Annotated in this window: 13 protein-coding genes; 9 read left to right on the forward strand and 4 right to left on the reverse strand. The window is 43.0% G+C overall.

Going from position 1 to position 19,903, the window contains the following annotated elements:
- The first annotated feature begins 135 nt into the window (after positions 1-135).
- The 4 genes from H2245_RS09310 to H2245_RS09325 all read left to right on the forward strand — a co-directional run bounded on the left by H2245_RS09310 (position 136) and on the right by H2245_RS09325 (position 4,798).
- Positions 136-945 (forward strand): restriction endonuclease, encoded by an 810-nt coding sequence (locus tag H2245_RS09310; protein ID WP_182407130.1) that lies wholly within the window; start codon positions 136-138, stop codon positions 943-945.
- A gap of 299 nt (positions 946-1,244) precedes the next feature.
- Positions 1,245-1,901 (forward strand): YqiA/YcfP family alpha/beta fold hydrolase, encoded by a 657-nt coding sequence (locus tag H2245_RS09315; RefSeq protein WP_182407131.1) that lies wholly within the window; start codon positions 1,245-1,247, stop codon positions 1,899-1,901.
- 149 nt (positions 1,902-2,050) lie between these two features.
- On the forward strand, positions 2,051-3,940 hold the full coding sequence (gene parE / locus H2245_RS09320; protein ID WP_182407132.1) for a DNA topoisomerase IV subunit B: 1,890 nt from the start codon (positions 2,051-2,053) through the stop codon (positions 3,938-3,940).
- A gap of 168 nt (positions 3,941-4,108) precedes the next feature.
- The gene (locus H2245_RS09325; protein ID WP_259365167.1) at positions 4,109-4,798 is read left to right on the forward strand and encodes a lysophospholipid acyltransferase family protein; all 690 of its coding nucleotides are present in this window, start codon (positions 4,109-4,111) and stop codon (positions 4,796-4,798) included.
- Between the two features lie 59 nt (positions 4,799-4,857).
- Here H2245_RS09325 and H2245_RS09330 read toward each other — a convergent pair whose 3' ends face one another.
- Together H2245_RS09330 and H2245_RS09335 are read right to left on the reverse strand one after the other, a co-directional pair.
- Positions 4,858-5,640: an SDR family NAD(P)-dependent oxidoreductase gene (locus tag H2245_RS09330; RefSeq protein WP_182407134.1), complete on the reverse strand. Its 783-nt coding sequence runs from the start codon at positions 5,638-5,640 to the stop codon at positions 4,858-4,860.
- A 238-nt stretch (positions 5,641-5,878) separates the two neighbouring features.
- Entirely contained in the window at positions 5,879-7,582 is a 1,704-nt protein-coding gene (locus H2245_RS09335) for a mechanosensitive ion channel (protein WP_182407135.1), read from the reverse strand.
- Positions 7,583-8,126: 544 nt separating this feature from the next.
- Between H2245_RS09335 and H2245_RS09340 the strand changes: the two genes are divergently transcribed.
- The gene (locus H2245_RS09340) at positions 8,127-8,864 is read left to right on the forward strand and encodes an FKBP-type peptidyl-prolyl cis-trans isomerase (RefSeq protein ID WP_182407136.1); all 738 of its coding nucleotides are present in this window, start codon (positions 8,127-8,129) and stop codon (positions 8,862-8,864) included.
- Between the two features lie 181 nt (positions 8,865-9,045).
- Here H2245_RS09340 and argA read toward each other — a convergent pair whose 3' ends face one another.
- On the reverse strand, positions 9,046-10,368 hold the full coding sequence (gene argA / locus H2245_RS09345) for an amino-acid N-acetyltransferase (RefSeq protein ID WP_182407137.1): 1,323 nt from the start codon (positions 10,366-10,368) through the stop codon (positions 9,046-9,048).
- A gap of 491 nt (positions 10,369-10,859) precedes the next feature.
- Here argA and H2245_RS09350 point away from each other — a divergent pair, with 491 nt between their 5' ends.
- Positions 10,860-11,444, forward strand: a complete 585-nt coding sequence (locus tag H2245_RS09350) for a hypothetical protein (protein ID WP_182407138.1) — start codon at positions 10,860-10,862, stop codon at positions 11,442-11,444.
- Between the two features lie 123 nt (positions 11,445-11,567).
- Here H2245_RS09350 and H2245_RS09355 read toward each other — a convergent pair whose 3' ends face one another.
- On the reverse strand, positions 11,568-12,629 hold the full coding sequence (locus H2245_RS09355) for a patatin-like phospholipase family protein (protein WP_182407139.1): 1,062 nt from the start codon (positions 12,627-12,629) through the stop codon (positions 11,568-11,570).
- 280 nt (positions 12,630-12,909) lie between these two features.
- Here H2245_RS09355 and recG point away from each other — a divergent pair, with 280 nt between their 5' ends.
- The 3 genes from recG to H2245_RS09370 all read left to right on the forward strand — a co-directional run bounded on the left by recG (position 12,910) and on the right by H2245_RS09370 (position 19,839).
- Positions 12,910-15,231, forward strand: a complete 2,322-nt coding sequence (recG, locus tag H2245_RS09360) for an ATP-dependent DNA helicase RecG (protein WP_182407258.1) — start codon at positions 12,910-12,912, stop codon at positions 15,229-15,231.
- Positions 15,232-15,385: 154 nt separating this feature from the next.
- The gene (locus tag H2245_RS09365) at positions 15,386-16,729 is read left to right on the forward strand and encodes an efflux RND transporter periplasmic adaptor subunit (protein WP_182407140.1); all 1,344 of its coding nucleotides are present in this window, start codon (positions 15,386-15,388) and stop codon (positions 16,727-16,729) included.
- Positions 16,726-19,839: an efflux RND transporter permease subunit gene (locus H2245_RS09370; protein ID WP_182407141.1), complete on the forward strand. Its 3,114-nt coding sequence runs from the start codon at positions 16,726-16,728 to the stop codon at positions 19,837-19,839. The genes H2245_RS09365 and H2245_RS09370 overlap by 4 nt, the downstream gene beginning before the upstream one ends.
- Positions 19,840-19,903: the final 64 nt, after the last annotated feature.

The following is a 19,903-nucleotide window of genomic DNA, read 5'->3' on the forward strand; positions in this document are numbered from 1 at the left end:
AAAGTAAAACCCCCCTCTGCGAAAGCAGAGGGGGGTTTTCTTTTGGCTGCAGAATTCTTGTTAATTGTGATTTTCATTGCTATATTTTTAGGATAATAAATCGTTAGCTTCATATTATTAGGCGTGAGGATAGTTATGAGCAAAGAACCAAGCTGGTATGAGTTTCAAGAAGATATTAAAAAACATTTTGATTCGCTAGGAGCTGATGCAGAGAGCAATGTTAGAGTTCAAGGTGTGCGAACTTGCCATGATATAGATGTACTCGTCAAAACTAGATTTCTTGGTGAAAATATTATTTGGGTTGTTGAGGCGAAACATTGGAAGAGTAAAGTAACTAAGGCACAAGTACTAGTGCTGAGATCAATTGTAGACGACATAGGTGCAGACCGCGGTTTTATTATATCTGTAGAGGGGTTTCAAAGTGGCGCTTTTGAAGCAGCTAATAATACCAATGTAAAACTTAAAACCTTCGATGAATTAAAGATTGATACTAAACATTTAATTGAAGCTGAGATTTTAAAAACATACTATAAACGTCTTTCAATTTTAGAAGATAGATATTGGTCACATTCTAAAAAATTGAGAATTGAATATGGGTTGCGTCACCATACTGCAGACTACTCGATGCAATTTACTGGTCAGCAACTACTAACTATTGCGCGAATAGCTATTCTGGCAGCAGAAGAGCGAAACTATCCTATTGATTTGAATTCTTTTTTAGAGGAACAGAAGGGTGAGAAAGTTGCTCAGAACTTTCAACAGCTTTCGATGTGGCTGAACCTTAATTTAAATTATTTTGATGAAAAGCTACTGATTGCTGAGTTGGAAATGTATAAAAATGGTGATTATAAACCTAATACAGAATATAGAAATAGAGGCTATGAAAAATCTACTACCGAACTTATGGCTAACGCAATATATAATGCTAGAAAAGACCGTCGATAAAGTTAAAGCGAAATATATATAACGATCAAAGAGTAGATATCGTTACTTAACTTTAAATGAAAATTTTTACTCTTTAAAGCAATTCATCAATCTCAAGCACTTCATCAAAATCAAATCCCACCTATTCACTTTTAGACTGTCACATCTGCTTGATGCTCAGTTGATGTCCAAAAAAATGTTGCAAATACTGAATAATAATGTGCGATTTTAACGTTATTGTTTTTACCAACTCAATGCTATGCTGATTTTCTATTATTTATATACAGCAATTATAACAACATCAATAAGTGAGATTATACGTGAACGTTATTTATATTCATGGGCTAGATAGTGATGCTAACTCTACTAAAGGAAGGTTGTTAGAGGACTATTGCCATAAGTACCATTCTGATATCAAAGTATTACGCCCTGATTTGAATAAAAGACCTGACCAAGTTTTTAAGCAAATAGTGTCCTCAATCGAAGGCTTAAAGGTTCACAATACTATTAAAAATGAGCAGTGTGAACCTTCAAATACGGTATTGATAGGTAGTTCATTGGGTGGCTACTTTTCTACTTTGATAAGTAATCATACAGGCTGCCCTGCGCTATTATTAAATCCTAGTATTCAACCACATATTACTTTACAGCGATTTGCTGAAGATTCGACGCTAACTAATAATGTTAAAGAGGAAGGTTTGAGTAATCAGGTTATTCATTCAACAGTAGGTGGTTGGGATATTACCAATGTAGATTTACAATGGTTTGAGAAACATCAATTATCAACTATTCATTATCCCAATAAAGTTACTGTGCTCATCAAAGATGGCGATGAGTTACTCGATTCTCAATTATCTGCCGAATTTTATAGACAGCAGGGAGCTAGGGTTGTATTACAAGCCGGTGGTAATCACAGGTTTAGTGATTTTGCTGAGCATTTACCGATGGTGATTGAGACTCTAAGGCAATTACAATAGATTAAAATAGCACCGAATATTTAATAATTATGTTAATTAGAATAGACGACATCATATGACGTAAGACGCTGCGTATTCAAACTAATGATACTAATTTTCGTTATAATGGTTAGATATAATTAATTATTTTGAATACTAAAGGAAGCCGTGTGAGTCAATATAATGCGCAGTCGTTAGAAGTTTTAGAGGGGCTAGAGCCCGTTCGCCGTCGACCAGGCATGTATACCGATACGACGCGCCCCAATCATTTGGCGCAAGAAGTTATCGATAATTCGGTAGATGAGGCGTTAGCAGGTTTTGCTAAAACTATTAAAGTGCAGTTATATGCAGATGGTTCGCTATCGGTAGAAGACGATGGTCGTGGTATGCCAACGGATATGCATCCTGAGTTTGGGCAAACGGGTATTGAGCTAATTTTGACTCGTTTGCATGCGGGTGGTAAATTTTCGACCTCGAATTATCAAGTATCTGGTGGGTTGCACGGGGTCGGTATTTCTGTTGTTAATGCGCTATCGACGCGAGTTGAAGTAACGGTTTGGCGTGAAGGCAGTCAGTTTGATATGGCGTTCGAAAATGGTGCACCAGTAACGGCATTAGATGAGTCAGTCAGTTCAAATAAGCGTAAGCGCGGTACCAAGGTACGCTTTTGGGCAGACAGTCATTTTTTTGATACGCCTAAATTTAATATTAAACAGCTAAAGCACAATTTAAAAGCCAAAGCGGTATTAGCGGCAGGTCTGACAATTGAATTTATTGATGATATTAATAATGAAAAGGTCGTTTGGCAGTTTACCGATGGCGTGGTTGAATATCTAACCGAACAGTTAGATGGGTTAGAGACACTACCACCTCAACCATTTTATTACCATTATGAAGCAAAAGATGGTGAACGCGCGGCAATTACCTTTGCACTCTCTTGGCTACCGGAAGGTGGTACTCCCATTCAAGAAAGCTATGTCAATTTGATTCCTACGGCGCAAGGCGGCACCCATGTGAATGGCTTGCGTACCGGTATTTTAGAAGCGTTACGGGAATTTTGTGACATTCATAATTTACTGCCCCGCAGTGTGAAACTAACAGCAGAAGATGTTTGGGATGGGGTAAATTATATTCTGTCCTTAAGGTTCTCAGAGCCACAGTTTTCAGGACAAACGAAAGAGCGCTTATCGAGCCGTGAAGCTGCAGGAGCCGTACAAACGTTAGCAAAAGATGCGTTTAGTTTATGGCTGAATAAACATGCAGAATTGGGCGCGCAGATAGCGGAACTTGCTATTAATAAAGCGGGCAGTCGCCTTAAATCTGCGAAAAAAGTAGCCCGAAAAAAAATCACTCAAGGTCCAGCTTTACCTGGGAAATTGGCAGATTGCCGCGGTGATTTGCGCGATGGTGCTGAGTTATTTTTGGTAGAAGGCGACTCAGCAGGGGGCAGTGCCAAGCAAGCGCGCGACCGTCATTATCAGGCGATACTACCTTTACGAGGGAAGATTTTAAATACTTGGGAAGTCTCGTCAGATACCGTATTATCCAGTCAGGAAATTCACGATATTGCGATTGCCATTGGCGTTGATCCTGCCTCGTCGGACTTGTCTGAGCTGCGCTATGATAAGGTTTGTATTTTAGCGGATGCTGATTCTGATGGTCTGCACATTGCCACTTTGATTTGCGCGTTATTTGTGAAGCATTTTCCCGCATTGGTTGAAGCGGGACATCTGTTTGTCGCCATGCCGCCGCTGTATCGTGTTGATATCGGTCGCGAGGTTCATTATGCATTGGATGAACCGGAACTTACTCATATTCTGGCTGGTATCACGGGGAATAAAAAAGCACAAATTACCCGTTTTAAAGGGCTTGGCGAGATGAGTGCTGAACAGTTGCGCGAAACAACGATGAATCGCGATACGCGTCGTCTAGTGCAATTGGATATGGATGACATGGTATTAACAAATAGTGTGATGGACATGCTACTGGCGAAGAAACGAGCAGGGGATCGTAAGCTGTGGCTTGAGCAAACAGGTAATTTGGCAGATATCGTACTATAGTTTTTATTACGCTACAATGCGCTTTTACTTGGTAATTTTATAGTAATGCTTATTTAATATATTGGTAGTATTGCTATTATAAAGCTATGCTGTTTGTTCTGGAATACCACCACTACAATATCTATTTATACTGATTTTTCTAATGTGAGGGCGCTGTTTATCATGCCGATGTCATCAAAATTATCTGAGTTACGCTCGTTGTCTACCGTGTTTCCGAGAACAAAGTTGCCTAGATTAACTCGGAATGATTTAGGTCGCTCCATACCAAGACGTGGTGGAAAGATAACGCCCGTCATTGCCGCTTATTTGCTAAAAATAGCGGGTTGGCGTACGGTTGGATATATACCAGACATTCCACAAGCTGTTGTGTTGGCGTTGCCGCATACGTCGAATATCGATGGTGTTTACGCTATTCCTAGCCTATTTGCCTTAGATTTAAAAATCAGTATTATGGGTAAACATACACTATTTAAAGTGCCAGTTTTAGCTCAGCTATTACGATGGATAGGGATCATTCCTATTGATCGCGGTAATAAAGGTTCTGTCTTACAAGCTAGTATTGACAAGTTTAAGATGGGTGAACCATTATTTCTCGGACTGTCTCCAGAAGGCACCCGAAAATACACTGAAAAGTGGAAAACGGGCTTTTATTATTTGGCATTGGAGGCGAACGTGCCGATATTGCCCGTTGCGCTAGATTATAAAACCAAAGAGATTCGCTTTTTATCGCTTATATATCCAACTGGTGATATTGAAGCAGATTTACCCAAAATCTATAATCAGTATTATGGGGTGATACCGCGCCATCCTGAGCGTTTGTCGCAGCCACTACAGGATGTAAATAACGCTGCACATTAATAGATTTTTTCTTGATAAGGTAGTAAATTTATCTCTTACCTGAATAATTAAATTAATTTTTAAAATCTGGGCTGACCGTTAGAGGCGCTTACTCCGCCATCGACCGGTAGATTAACCCCAGTAATCATCGCAGCTTCATCACTTGCTAAAAATGTAATGGCAGCAGCGACCTCTTCAGGCGTTGCAAAACGTCCCATCGGACAACGCTCTATAAATTTATCCGTTTTAATCGCATCCTGTTGAATCGTACTGGTCATATTTGTTTTTGTGACACTTGGATTCACAGCATTGATGCGTACGCCATCAGCGCCGTGATCTAATGCCAATGTTCGGGTTAAGTTACTGAAGCCAGCTTTGGCGGCATTGTAAGCTGCCATGTTCCAATCACCGCCCATGCCCGAGAGTGAAGAGACGTTAACAATATTACCTTTACTGGCAATCAGGTGCGGCATGGCTGTCTGACAAACATAAAAAGTACCGTTTAAGTTAACATCGATTGCAGTCTTCCAATCTTCGGCAGTCAGTTCGGTAATTTTGCCTTGTACAGCTTTACCTGCATTATTAACTAAAATATCAATTTTATCGAACTTATCTATCACAAGCTTAATCATCTCTTTTACTTGGGTCTGAATACTGACATCGCAAACGACAACGAGATAGTTATCTGTATGAATCCAGGTGCGGTCATGTGGAAACGCGCGAGCCGTTTCTTCAAGCGTTTGCGCCGTACGCCCGACTAATACTACATTTGCGCCTTCGCGAGCAAAGCGAATAGCGGTTGCTCGACCAATTCCAGAACCTGCACCCGTCACAATGACGGTTTTTTCTTTAAAGCGTTTCATGACATTCTGTCCTTGTTATTAACTGATTGGGAAAGGCATTAATTTATCATAGCAAGTCACTGGTGTGAAAGCGATCGCTAAGCAATACGATTTTATCGTCTTTTCTTATTTGAAAACCTCTAGCTTAATACTAAATATATGCCATATTCAGAGCTAAAAAATTATTTCTCTAAATAATATCAATAAAAAAGACAGCCTAAGCTGTCTTTTTTTTATTACGGAAAATCATTGACCTTAATTATTCAATATCATTATCAGTTAATTTGCCATACTGATTAGTCGAAGTCGTATCTACGATATCGGTAGTTGGAGCATTCGGCGTTGTACCTGTTACGGTAGTACTTGCTGCTCCAGTGCTAGTTACTCCAACATTCGTTGCTGTAGTACCTGTTGATACTGTATTTGGCGTCGCAGCACGAACAGCGTCAGCGACTTTGTCTGTAGTGTTAGACGTAGTCTTAGTATGACGTGTGGTATGGACTTTCATACCAGTACGCTCTTCATCCATCTTGTCCTGCATTTTACGTAAGAAGCGAGCTGCTGCTTCTTGACCGCCAAGACCGAAAGATAGAGCAAATGCAACCGCAACCGCACCTAATGTTAGACCAAATGCTAGGTTAACAATAGAGTCTGCAATACCCATGGCTTTTAGACCCATGGCTAGCACTAAGCCCATGATCAATACGCGTACGATATTGGCTAGAAACTGTGAACCTTTCTCAGAGCGTTCGACAACACCGGCAATAATATTGGCAAGCCAAAAGCCGATAAACAGAATAATCGCACCCAGAATAATGTTAGCACCAAAGGCGATAAACATTGTGATGATGCCTGAGATAGGCTCAAAACCAAGCAAGTCAGCTGCTGCGATAGCAGCAAATAACATAGCAAAGAAAATAATCGCATAACCGACTAAGTCAGAGATTCTCTTATTGCCCATGGTTTCTTGCAAACCTACTTTCGCAGGTAACTGATTGATTTCAGTGTTTTCGATTAAACCTTTGATAATATTAGCAACCATACGTACCACATAATAAGTCACAATCAAGATCGCTGCTGCCATAAAGATATTTGGCAAGGCTTCCATGATTTTATTTAACATATTAGTTGCAGGACGTGCAATCACTTCGATTTTTAGAGCGTTTAAAGCAGCGATAATCGTTGGAATAATCACTACTAAAAATGCTAAAGAACCGGCGATATTTGGCAAACTGTTCTGTTCACTTAAGCCAGCTTTTGATGCAAGCTCTTGTACATTAAAGGTTGATACAAGGTTGGTCACGATGCCACGTACGACTTTGGCGATGATATAACCCACCACGAAAACCACACCAGCAATCAGGATATTCGGAATAAAGCTGAAGATTTTGTCAACCATATTGGTTAAAGGAGCAAATAAACCGTCTAGCTCTAATTGACCAAGAACCATAGTAAGAACAACCAATAAAATAAACCAGTAAACCATATCAGCGATGGTGCTGCTCATAGGCTTAACGCCAGCTTGGGCGCTTAAACGCTCATCCATATTAGTTTTTGAAAGTGCAGCATTTATTGCAGTGCGTGCAACTGTGGCAATAACCCAACCCAGTACACCAACGGCAATCGCGCCAATGAGGTTCGGAATAAATGCCAATACTTGATTTACCATGTTGGCAAATGGAGCGGAGATCGAGTTTAGGTTAAGTTGGCTTAGCGCGCCTGAGATGGCGATAATAAAGATAAACCAGAAAACAATCTTAGAGATAATGCCTTCTAAATCGTAAGTTTTGCCAGTAGTTGAATTCATACGTTGGTTAACGTTAAGTTTAGCAAGGACATTGCGCACTAATGCAGCAATTCCTAAAGCGACCAGCCAACCAATGATAAAAATCAAAATGGCGCCAATAATAGACCCTATGGGTCCACCAAGATAACCGTTGAAAGATGTGTATGCTGGGTTCATCCCGACCTCCTTTTAAGTATGATATAAGTATTATAATTTTAAGGTTCATAAGCTGATGTTAAGCTTTAAAAAAAACTAAAGCGTTACTCTTTTTATGACACTCATTAATAGTGATCACTATTATTAGTATTGTTGTTGTCGTTAAAATTGTTCATATACACAGTAAAAAAATATATATAAATATTATGGGATAAACATTTATTGTTAATTGAGCGATAAATAAAATAGCACTACCGCAACAATTATCTTTTAATACAAAATTTAACTGTGCACTATAAAAACTAACTGTCCATGATAAAAAACATACCTTTGGTTACTTATCATCTTAGCTGATATAGTGAAACGGTTAAAGACAGAAAGCTTAACTTCTTACTATAATTGTGTGATAAGTTGTTATTTTCGTGGTCATTATTAACAGAGATTATACATTAGCCCGATAATTTCATCGCAGACGTGGTTCCTAAAACTAAGATTTGCTATTATGGTGCGCAGGCAATCCTCTGCCACTATTTTGATAATGTGTTTGATAATTCGAGAAAACTTTATGAAAAAAATGACTACCTTGACGATCACGGCATTGACCAGTGCGATGTTACTAGTAACTGGCTGTAGTACCAATAACGGTAATAAAGAAACGGCTGCTAAAAGTGTAGCAGTGACTGAGCAAAGTCCAGCTGCTGAAAAAGTCGGTTATAGCTTGGGCTTTATGATGGCTGAAGGCAATAAAGATGCCGTCAAGGATTTGAATTTAGATAAGTTTGAAAAAGGTTTTCGTGATGGTTATGAAGGCAAAGAGCCAGCATTGACCCAAGAGCAAATGCAAGAAGTATTAATGACGTATCAAAAAGAACAGGAAGAAAGTTTCGTGAAAGAGATGCAAACTAAAGCTGGTGAAAATAAAACCAAAGGCGCAACTTACTTAGCAGAAAATGGCAAGAAAGCAGGCGTGACCACGACGAAATCAGGCTTACAATACAAAGTATTGAAAGCTGGCACAGGCAAAGCACCAAAGGCAACTGATGTGGTTGAAGTCAACTATGAAGGCAAGTTACTTGATGGTACAGTATTTGATAGCTCGTATGAGCGCGGTGAGCCAATTGAATTCCCATTAAACCAAGTAATCGCTGGTTGGACGGAAGGCTTACAGTTGATGAAAGAGGGTGGTAAATACGAGTTCTATATCCCATCAGACTTAGCCTATGGCGAAGCGGGTAACTCAGGTATCGAGCCTAACAGCACCCTTATCTTTACCGTTGAATTGCTGAAAGTAAAAGCGAAATAATATGCTTTTGATAATAGGCTGATTTTTTAACTATTTATAAAGGTAAAAAGTAGCCTAGCATTTATAGATTAGTATTCACTAATAAAAAGCCCTCATATTGATGTATGAGGGCTTTTTTGGATAAGGATTTTTGCTTTCGCATTAGCAACGATAATCATTGTTAAAGATTATATGCTCTAGGCTAGAGCATTTTTTGGAAAACTTTTGAGTTGCGGCCATTGTTATATTGCTGCTGGCGTGCTTCAGGTAGAGCGCTGGCATCGACTTCTACAAAGCCGTGCTCAACAAACCAATGCGCGGTACGGGTGGTTAATACAAACAACCTTTGCATTCCATGACTGCGCGCTTGCTGCTCCAAAAATGCTAATAAATCAGCACCACGGCTACCACTGCGGTATTCAGGGTGTACTGCCACGCACGCCACTTCTGCCGAAGTCTCATCAAGTGGATTAAGCGAAGCACAGCCCAAAATCATCCCGTCACGTTCAATCACGCTATAGTTGTCAATCTCTTGCTCTAAACGTTCGCGCGAGCGTGCTACCAAAATTCCTTGTTCTTCAAGTGGGGTCAGCAGTTCAAGCATACCAACCACATCATCAATATTGGCACGGCGAATCTCTTCATACGGATCATGGCTGATCAAGGTGCCAGAGCCGTCACGAGTGAAGAGCTCTTCAAGTAACGCCCCATCTTTGGCATAAGAGATGATATGAGTACGATGCACGCCTTGACGACAGGCGCTGCTGGCACAATGCAAGAAGTAATTAATCTCACAATTTAAGTCGCGTCCACGTAAAAAACGATCGACTTCATTTGGAATCATCTCGCGCAGTAAACGGTCATTGTCATTAATGCCCGTTTCTTCGCCTAATAAAATAAGCTTATCGGCACCCAGTGCTACTGCTGCGCTTAACGCCACATCTTCTGCCAGTAAATTAAACACTTCACCAGTAGCTGAATAGCCCATTGAGCCCAAAATCACAATATGGTCATGCAATAAGTTATTTTTAATGGCTTCCACATCAATAGAGCGCACTTCACCGGTCATCTGATAATCAACGCCATCACGAACGCCGTAAGGACGTGCGGTGACAAAATTACCTGAAATGGCGTCAATACGTGAGCCATACATGGGCGAATTTGCCAGTCCCATAGACAGTTGGGCTTCAAGTTGAAGGCGAATTGCACCAACTGCTTGCAAAATAGATGGCATAGCAACGCGTGGCGTCACACGAATATCTTGATGCAGCGCCGCGGCAATACCTGCCTCTTTAATATTTTTTTCAATTTGCGGGCGGGCACCGTGAACTAATACCAACTTAATACCTAAGCTGTGCAATAACGCAAAATCATGAATTAAGGTGCTAAAGTTAGGATGATTGACCGCCTCACCACCGAACATAATCACGAATGTCTTGCCGCGATGGGTATTAATGTAGGGGGCTGAGTTGCGGAACCAATGGACGTATTCTGGATTGATCTGAGGCATGGCGCTAGTAGTCATAATAGGAGCAATTATAGTTAGAATAAAGGAGAAGGAATGACAAAAATTTGTCGAACGTTAAAGATTTACCATAGCAAAAAATGTCGATATGAGCTATCTTTTTATTTTGAGCAAAACAATGCTACTCTATAGTTGTATTATACAGAAGCGCAACAAGGCGTTAGGATGATGCTAAAACGTTTTTGTTATGCTACGCTTTGCTAACATTGTTTATGACTTATAGTTGTAGGAAGTAGCCTATATCTGGCGTAGCTATAATTTTAACTGTCCGATTTAGTAATTGTCTTATTTAGTAGTTATTTTCTTTAGCAATTAGCTGCTTTAATAGTTATTTGCGTCATAGCGTTATTACCTTAATCTTGGCGTATGTTTTGAGTCTCCTTTAGTAACCTGTTGATACCTCCTATATCCCATTACAACGCGTGGCTGTCCTATTGCTGCTCCTTGTAGGCACCGTTTTACCGATACATTAACTAGGAATAATAATTATTATGAAAAAAAGCAACCAATTTGCCAATCCATTTGCTGCATGGACGGGTCATCGCTTATTTCACGTTGTTGCTGGCACCTTAGTTGGCGCGATGGCAGTGACACAAGCATCCGCTATGTTGCCCACGCCAGAGCCGACGATTAGCGGTCCAATCGCTGTGCAATCGGCAGACAATAATAGTCGCTCGACCAGTCAGGCAATAAACAGCAAAATAACGGCTTCTTTGATAAGCGTTGATCCTAATGGTAAAGAACTATTGGTGCCTGTGACGGGCAGTACGCGTTTGCAGTCTGGTAATATCTTAGAGTATCAAGGTCTGTTTACCAATACCAATCCGGATAGAGTGCGTAAAATGACGGTGACCATGACCATTCCTGAGCAAGTTGAAATGCTGGGTGGTATGGCACCAGATTTCCCATTTGGTAGTGCGGATGGCAATACTTTTGCCCGTATGCCGCTACGTGCCAATATTGATGGTAAGCTGCAAGAAGTGCCGTTAACTTTTTACAAAGCTGTCCGTTGGGATTTAGAAGGTTTAGGGTTAAATGAGACCGTTATGGTTAAATACCGCGCTCGCGTTAAGTAACTATTAAGAACTAAAATATCTATAGCCAAATAGATAAAATGGTTTAACGATAGATAGTAAAAAAAGCACGACAGTGAATGACTGTGGTGCTTTTTTGTTTTTATATAAATCATTATTTAACGTTTAAAGCGTGGCGTATTTGCTATTGGACTTTTCAATAATTAATTGTTTGATGGCGGCAATTTGTGAGGTCGTAGCTTGCATGCCAGCATTGATTAAGGCACGGCGCTGGCTAGTATCTAAGGAGCTTATTTGACTGACGTTAGGCGTAATGACGATGTCAGCGCGTTGCCGTTCAAGTCGAGATGAGGTAGTAGTAGCCACGGCATTACTGCTGACATTTGCCATGACATTATATTCTAATAAGCCCCAAAAGCTACTTAACGAGGTGATAGTTGGTAATTTAGTAACCGTTGGTGCTATATTACTTTTCTTAGCATCCGTACTATTAGTACTATTGTTTTTAGCGCCAGTATGCGGGTCAGTGACGTCAACAGCAATGATAATATCTGCGCCCAAATCGCGAGCGCTATCAACGGGCACCAAACTGACCACGCCACCATCAACATATTTTTTGCCCACCTGTTCTGGAATGCGCGGGGCAATAAAAATATTAGGGACACTACAAGAAGCTTGCACGGCAAGACCAGCATCGCCCGTTGTAAAGACGGCTTTGGTTAACGTGTTCTTTTCCGCAGCAATCGCGGCAAAGGTAATGGGAAAGGTTTCAATTGGACGCCCGCCAACTTTATTATTAATAAAGTTTTTAAGTTTTATCCCTTCAATAAAGCCTTGATTTGATAAAGTGAAATCCATCAGCGCACTATCGGGCGTGCTTAAGGCAATTTTTTCCAATTCAGTAGAGTTATAGCCGCTGGCGTATAGACTACCCACCAAACTACCCACACTGGTACCCACCACCAAGGTTGGGGTGATGCCGTTTTCTTCTAACGCTTTAATCACGCCGACATGGGCAAAGCCTTTGGCACCGCCGCCGCCTAATACCAAAGCGACACTTGGAATATAGGGTTCTGGAGCTGCCTGTATAGGGTTGGCACTAGGGATGCTATTGCAAGCACTGGTCAATACAGCAAGCGCACTAATAAGGCTGGCGCGCTGCCAGTATGATAAGATTATTGTGCTTATTATGCGCTGTATAGTAGAGGGTAAGGGATGAGCAAACATAGATATACCTTGAAAATAGTCGTAGCATTTTTGAATAGTTATCATATTTTAAACGTATGGATAATTGACCCTTTATAAGATAGACATCATGACTAGCAGGTTAAGATAGCAAGGTAAATAGCTAGACGCATCATTACCAAATCGCTTAGCATAAGCAATACCTTTGTCAGCTATAATGACCGTCATATATTATTTTTAATCGCTACTATAGACGTTTACCAATCAATGGGTTAGGACATTTTTGATGCCAATATCTGCCAGCCGCCCCGCTATTTCAGCCATGTCTGCGCCTATGAGTAAGGGTCATGCGCCATCGTCATTAGATATGCCAGTGACGGCGCTGGCAGGCGTTGGGGTTAAGGTGGCGGAGCAATTGGCACAATTAGGCATTGAGCGCATTTTTGATTTATTACTGCATCTACCGCGTGCTTATGAAGACCGCAGCCGTATTGTCGCGATAGGGGATGTGGCACATGGGCAGTCGGCATTGATCACAGGTCGCGTGGTGCATGTGGATAATAAGCGTAGCGGCATGACGGTAATTATAGAAGATGCAACCGGCAGTATCTCATTACGTTTTTTTAAGGTATATCCTGGGTTAGCGCAAACCATGAGTGTCGGCACGCATTTGCAGCTGTTCGGTGAAGTGAAGGTCAGTCGCTATGGCAAGCAGCTGCACCATCCAGAATATCAAGTCATCACCGATAGTGCGGCAATCGTCGATACCGGGCTGCAGCCAATTTATCCAACGGTCAAAGGCTTACATCAAAATAAACTACGTACGTTGATTAAATTGGCATTGCAAACCGTGCGTAGCCAAGGTCTACCGATGACCCTGTTTACGCCTAATGATTTTGCGGTGGTTGCTGATATGCCGTTAGCGCCTTTTACGCCTATAAGAAAACAGATTGCAGAGACGGGCGAGCCGGAAGATATATTTTCTATGCTGGCGCAACGTGTGCCGGAAAACCAGGTTCAAAAAGCAAATCCTACGAGTTATGAGGTTGCCAATACTAGCTTCAATCTCAATTCTAACACCAGCCCACACCATTCAACGGCTCATAATGTCTATAACTTAACAATATTTGAAGCCTTAGTATTACTGCATACGCCACCGATTTATACTGAGATTACTCAGCAATATGAGCTATTAACGCAATTAAGTGCGCGCAGCCATGCGGCTTGCCAGCGTCTTATCATTGAAGAATTAACCGCGCATCAGCTCAGCCTGTTATATCGGCGTCAGCAATTGCATCAACATAAAGCCCCGAAATGTGCCATTCAAAGCCCGACTACCGAGCAGTTATTTGCCGCGTTGCCGTTTAGCTTAACAGGGGCGCAAACGCGCGTTATGAAGGACATCACTGCGGATATGGCAACGTCGATTCCGATGCTGCGCTTGGTGCAAGGAGATGTGGGCGCTGGTAAAACCTTGGTGGCGGCAGGCGCGGCAGGATTTGCGCTCGATAGTGGCTGGCAAGTGGCGGTGATGGCACCGACGGAGATACTTGCAGAGCAGCATTTAGTCAATTTTAAGCAGTGGTTTGAGCCGTTAGGTATTGGTGTCGGCTGGCTGGCGGGTAAACAAACCGCCAAGCAGCGCCGCGAAGCGTTAGAAGCAGTGGCGGAAAATACGGTGCAAGTGGTCGTCGGTACTCATGCCTTATTCCAAGAGCAAGTACAATTTGCCAAATTGGGCTTGGTGATTATTGATGAGCAGCACCGATTTGGCGTTGAGCAGCGGATGGCGTTGACTAATAAAGGCGTTACTGGCAGCACGCCGCATCAACTGATTATGACCGCAACGCCTATTCCGCGTACCTTGGCGATGAGTGTCTATGGCGATATGGATACGTCCATCATTGATGAATTGCCGCCGGGGCGTACCCCAATTACCACGGTGACCATTGACCGCAATCGCCGTGATGAGGTGATTGAACGTATCGCGGTTAATTGTGAAGCAGGTCGGCAAGCGTATTGGGTCTGCTCATTGGTAGAGGAGTCGACCGCCCTCGATGCGCAAGCGGCGGAAGCGACGTATGAAGATTTAAATGAGCGCTTAGATATTCGTATTGGCTTAGTCCATGGCAAGATGAAAGCGGTCGATAAGCAAGCGGTGATGCACGCCTTTAAAACTGGACAACTGGATTTGTTAATTGCTACGACTGTGATTGAAGTTGGCGTCGATGTGCCGAATGCCTCATTAATGGTCATTGAAAATGCGGAACGGTTGGGTTTATCGCAATTGCATCAATTACGTGGTCGTGTCGGGCGTGGCTCAACTAAAAGCTATTGTGTGCTGCTATATCAAACCCCATTATCAGAAACTGGTACGGAACGACTTAATGTGCTGCGTGAAAGTACTGATGGTTTTGTCATTGCCCAAAAAGACTTAGAGCTGCGTGGTCCTGGCGAATTATTAGGCAAACGCCAAACTGGTAATGTTGGCTATTATTTAGCAGACCTTATTCGTGATGAGCAGCTGTTTGCCATTGCTCAGCGACTGGCAAAACATATTATCAGCAATCCTGCGCGCAAAGCCGATGTCAGCCAACTTATTCAGCGCTGGATGCCGGAAGCAAGTCGTTATACCAATGCGTAATGGCTATGAATAGCTTAATGACGTTGGCTCGATTGCAGATTTATACTGGTTTACCACCTAGTACTGACCAATTAGTATTTAGCATTGAATGTTTTAACATTCTACCTTTTACACGTTCAGTTTTTATTATTGCGCTGACCTATAGAGATCCTTTATGAGTGACTTTCAAGAACCCAATACTGAGCAAGAAGACCCTGCAACGTTGCCACCGGATTCAGAGCTGCCGCCTTATCGTCAACCTGATGCAATGGCAAAAAAACCTGCGTCAAAATATCCATTATGGTTGTTACCGGTCATGGCTGTGATGCTGGTTTTGGGCGTCTTATTAGGTAAATATTGGGGCGATAATAAGAGCACCGATGAGACATTAGGCAGCACGGATAGCGTCAATCAAGTGCAATCCAATACTGATAGTAATAGTTCGACATCCTTGAGTGCGCCTGAGCAAACTGTCTTATCTGTTGAAGTCATTTCCCCAAGTCAAGATAGCTTAGGCAACACTTTAAGCGCAGATGGCACGATAGCGGCAAAAGATACTGCCAGCGTTAGTGCCAAGGTTAATGGAGTAGCAATTGAGCGCATTCTTGTGGAAGAAGGGTCTCAGGTAAAAGCCGGTCAAGTACTGGCAATATTCGACACCGCTGCTCTGCAACAGCAAGTCTTACAAGCCCAAGCCGATGTCGCAGAAGCAGAAGCGGCGCTGGTCAATGCCAAATCTGAGGCGGCACGCGTGTTACCGCTACTTGAAATTGATGCGATTAGTAAGCAAGAAGCCGATCGCTATCGCAGCACCAGAATACGCGCTGAAGCCAGCTTAGATGCCGCTAGAGCCAGACTGAATACGCAGCGCTTAAACTTAAGTAATGCCAATGTTGTCGCACCCGTAAGCGGCGTTATCAGTGAAAAAATGGTAGAAGTAGGAATGGTGGCTGGCAATGATCCATTATTTACCATTATTAAAGACGGTATTTTAGAGTGGCAAGCGACCCTTGATCCTAAGCTTGTAGGTGAGGTAAAGGTAGGCACACCAGTAAAAGTGAGCTTACCAAAAGAGCAATCGGTAATGGGCGAAGTGAGCCGTATTGCCCCAACTGCAGATAAAAACCGTCAAATTACTATTTATGCGATTTTGGCAAAAAATTCTGCTGTACGTGCAGGCATGTATCAAAAAGGTGAGTTTCAATTGGGCAGCGCCAGTATGCAAACCGTGCCCAGCAGCGCCATTGTCAGTAATGATGGTTACGATTATGTGATGCTGGTTACCGATGTAAAAACTGAAGGTGAGAAAACTGAGACTGCCAAAGTTATTGGGCGTATCCAGCAGTTACGCGTCACTTTAGGAGAGCGTATTGGTGATAAAGTTGCTATTGCTGAACCGATTCCTGCGGACAGTCAATTGGTCAAGCAAGGTGGCAGCTTTCTAAATGATGGCGACTTGGTGCAAGTGGTAGCTAGTAAGGATAATAAAGACAATAACGACAAGCTACCACGCTCATGAATCTAAATGCGTCGGCATATTCGATTAGAAATCCGCTTGTTGCTATCTTATTGTTTGTCTTATTAACAATGGGTGGCTTGTTTGGCTTTCGGCAAATGAAAGTGCAACAGTTCCCGGATATTGATTTGCCTGCGGTGGTGGTGACGATAACGTTACCCGGTGCTGCACCAGCTCAGTTAGAAAACGATGTGGCAAAAAAGATTGAAAATCGGCTGACCAGCATTACCGGTATCAAGCATATTCGTAGCACACTGCAAACGGGCGCAGCAACCATTGTCACCGAGTTTGTGTTAGATAAAGACATTCAAGAAGCGGTCGATGATGTGCGCTCAGCTGTTGGTGAAGTGCGCGGCGATTTACCAGCCGCGGCAAATGATCCAATTATTACTAAGGTTTCTACCTCAGGATTTCCCGTCGTCACGTACTCTGTAACTGCCGATAATATGAGCGTTGAGGATTTATCTTGGTTTGTCGATGACACCATTACCAAGCGTTTATCCGATGTTCAAGGCGTTGGCTCAATCAGCCGTATCGGTGGGCTTGAGCGCCAAATTACGGTCGCGACTGACCCTATTGTCATGAGCGGATTACAGCTCTCTATCAGCCAGCTGTCACAGCAAATCGCTGCTATTCAACAGGACAGCTCTGGTGGTGAGGCAGAAGTTGGCAATACAACCCAAACGATTCGAGTATTAGGTGCGGTAGAACGCGCCCGCGAGTTGAACGACTTACAGATAGCGGTGCCGACTGGTGGCACGCAAGCACTGGGTCAAATGGCGCAAGTCACCGATGGCGCAGCAGACCCAAGCTCTATCGCCAAGCTTGATGATCAAACGGTGGTGGCATTTAACGTGACCCGTTCGCGCGGTGCCAGTGAAGTTGAGGTGATGGCGCTTGTCGATGAGGCGTTGAGCCAATTACATCAAGACATGCCTAATATTAGTATTGAAAAGGTGTATGACCGAGCAACGCCGATTGCTGAAGATTATCAAGCGTCGCTGCGGATGTTAATAGAAGGCGGTATTTTAGCTGTTATCGTAGTGTTCCTATTCTTGCGTAATATTCGTGCGACCATTGTCACCGCTGTTGCATTGCCTTTATCCATTATTCCCACTTTTTTGGGCATGTACCTGTTTGATTTTAGTTTAAATATTATCTCATTATTGGCATTATCCTTGGTCATTGGAGTGTTGGTCGATGATGCGATTGTTGAAGTTGAAAATATCATGCGCCATTTGCGTATGGGCAAAACGCCTTATGAAGCGGCAATGGAAGCGGCGGATGAGATTGGGCTTGCCGTAGTTGCCACGACCTTTACCCTCATTGCGGTGTTTTTACCGACGGCATTTATGGGCGGTATTGTTGGGCAATTTTTCCGCCAATTTGGCTGGACAGCCGCGCTGGCTATTTTTGCCTCGTTATTGGTCGCGCGTCTGATAACTCCAATGATGGCGGCATATATTTTGCGCCCAGAAAAAAAGCACATTGAACGCCAAAGTCGCACGATGACGGGCTATTTAAAAATGGTCACATGGACATTGCATTATCGCTGGCTAACCATGGGCGTAACCTTGGTATTGTTTGTTGCCTCGCTGGGCCTAGTCAAGTTGCTACCGACTGCTTTTATTCCTGATAATGACATTGACCAGACGCGCGTTGAGATTGAGATGACGCCAGATGTGGCGCTTGTTGACACGGAGCGGGTAGCGGCGCTGGCAAGTGCGCGTATCATGAGTTTACCTGAGGTGCGACATATTTTTACCTCAGTTGGAGAAGCACAAGCCGCAATGGGACCTAACGCTGGCTCAGGCAGTGGCAAGTCAAAAAATATTGCTGGACTCGACATCGTATTAGCGCCACGAGCAGAGCGTGGCTCAAAGCAAGAAATTGAACGCAAAATTAGTGCTATTGTTGCAGAAGTACCAAGCGCCCGTTTTACTGTTGGCTTATCAAGTGGCGGCGAGACCGGATATAATTTTTCCTTAAGCAGTACCAATCCTCAACTGTTAGAACAAACCGTACAAAAAATTATGAGCGATATCCGTGCGCTGCCGCTTGTTGGTGCAGTGACCAGTGATCGCAGCTTGCCGCGCCAAGAACTGACAGTGACGCCTGATAGACTAGCAATGGCAGATAAAGGCGTGACCACCCAAGATATCGCGACCACGCTACGCATTGCTACCGTAGGTGATTATGAGCAGCGATTATCAAAGCTCAATCTGGACACCCGCCAAATTCCTATTGTCATACGCCTGCCCGATGTCGCAAAACAGAATGTCACTCAGTTAGAAGGTCTATATGTGCCAAGCGCCCGACCAGCAGGGCAAGGGGTACGGGTAGGAGAAGTGGCGGCGCTGAACTTTGGCACAGGACCTGCGCAAATCAGCCGCTTAGACCGTGAGCGCGCCATCAGTATTACTGTGCAACCCACTAATGGTGAGCTTGGCGAGCTCGTGCAAGCCGTTAAAAACACACCGACCATACAAAACTTGCCAGCGTCAATTTCCATTATTGAACAAGGACAAGCGGAAAATATGGCAGAGCTGTTTAGCGGTTTTGTTATTGCCATGTCAGTAGGCATCGTCTGTATTTTGGGCGTATTAATATTATTATTTAAACGCCTATTACAACCGTTTACCATACTAATGGCACTTCCTTTGTCTATTGGCGGTGCTTTTGTAGGTTTGATAATTACTGGTAGTAGCTTATCGATGCCATCGATGATTGGTTTTATTATGCTAATGGGAATCGCCACTAAGAACTCAATTTTGCTGGTTGACTACGCACTGATAGCCCAGCGGCGTGGACTGGCACGATTTGATGCCATGATTGATGCTTGTCACAAGCGTGCGCGTCCGATTATTATGACCTCCATCGCAATGGGCGCTGGCATGTTGCCGCTGGTATTTGGTTGGGGCGAAGCAGATCCGACCTTTCGTCGTCCGATGGCAGCCGCGGTATTGGGCGGCTTAGTGACTTCTACTCTATTAAGTCTAGTAGTCATTCCAATGGTTTACACTTTGATGGATGATGTGTCTAACTGGTTTGGCAAGTGGTTGGTGCCGCATGGAAAAGAGGTAAACGATAAATCCGCTACTGAACACCTATAAATATTAAGAAAATGTAGCGTATAAAAAGGTCCATACTACTATCAGTGTGGACCTTTTTTATTTG

The organism is Psychrobacter sp. GP33, from assembly GCF_014119005.1.
GTDB lineage: Bacteria > Pseudomonadota > Gammaproteobacteria > Pseudomonadales > Moraxellaceae > Psychrobacter.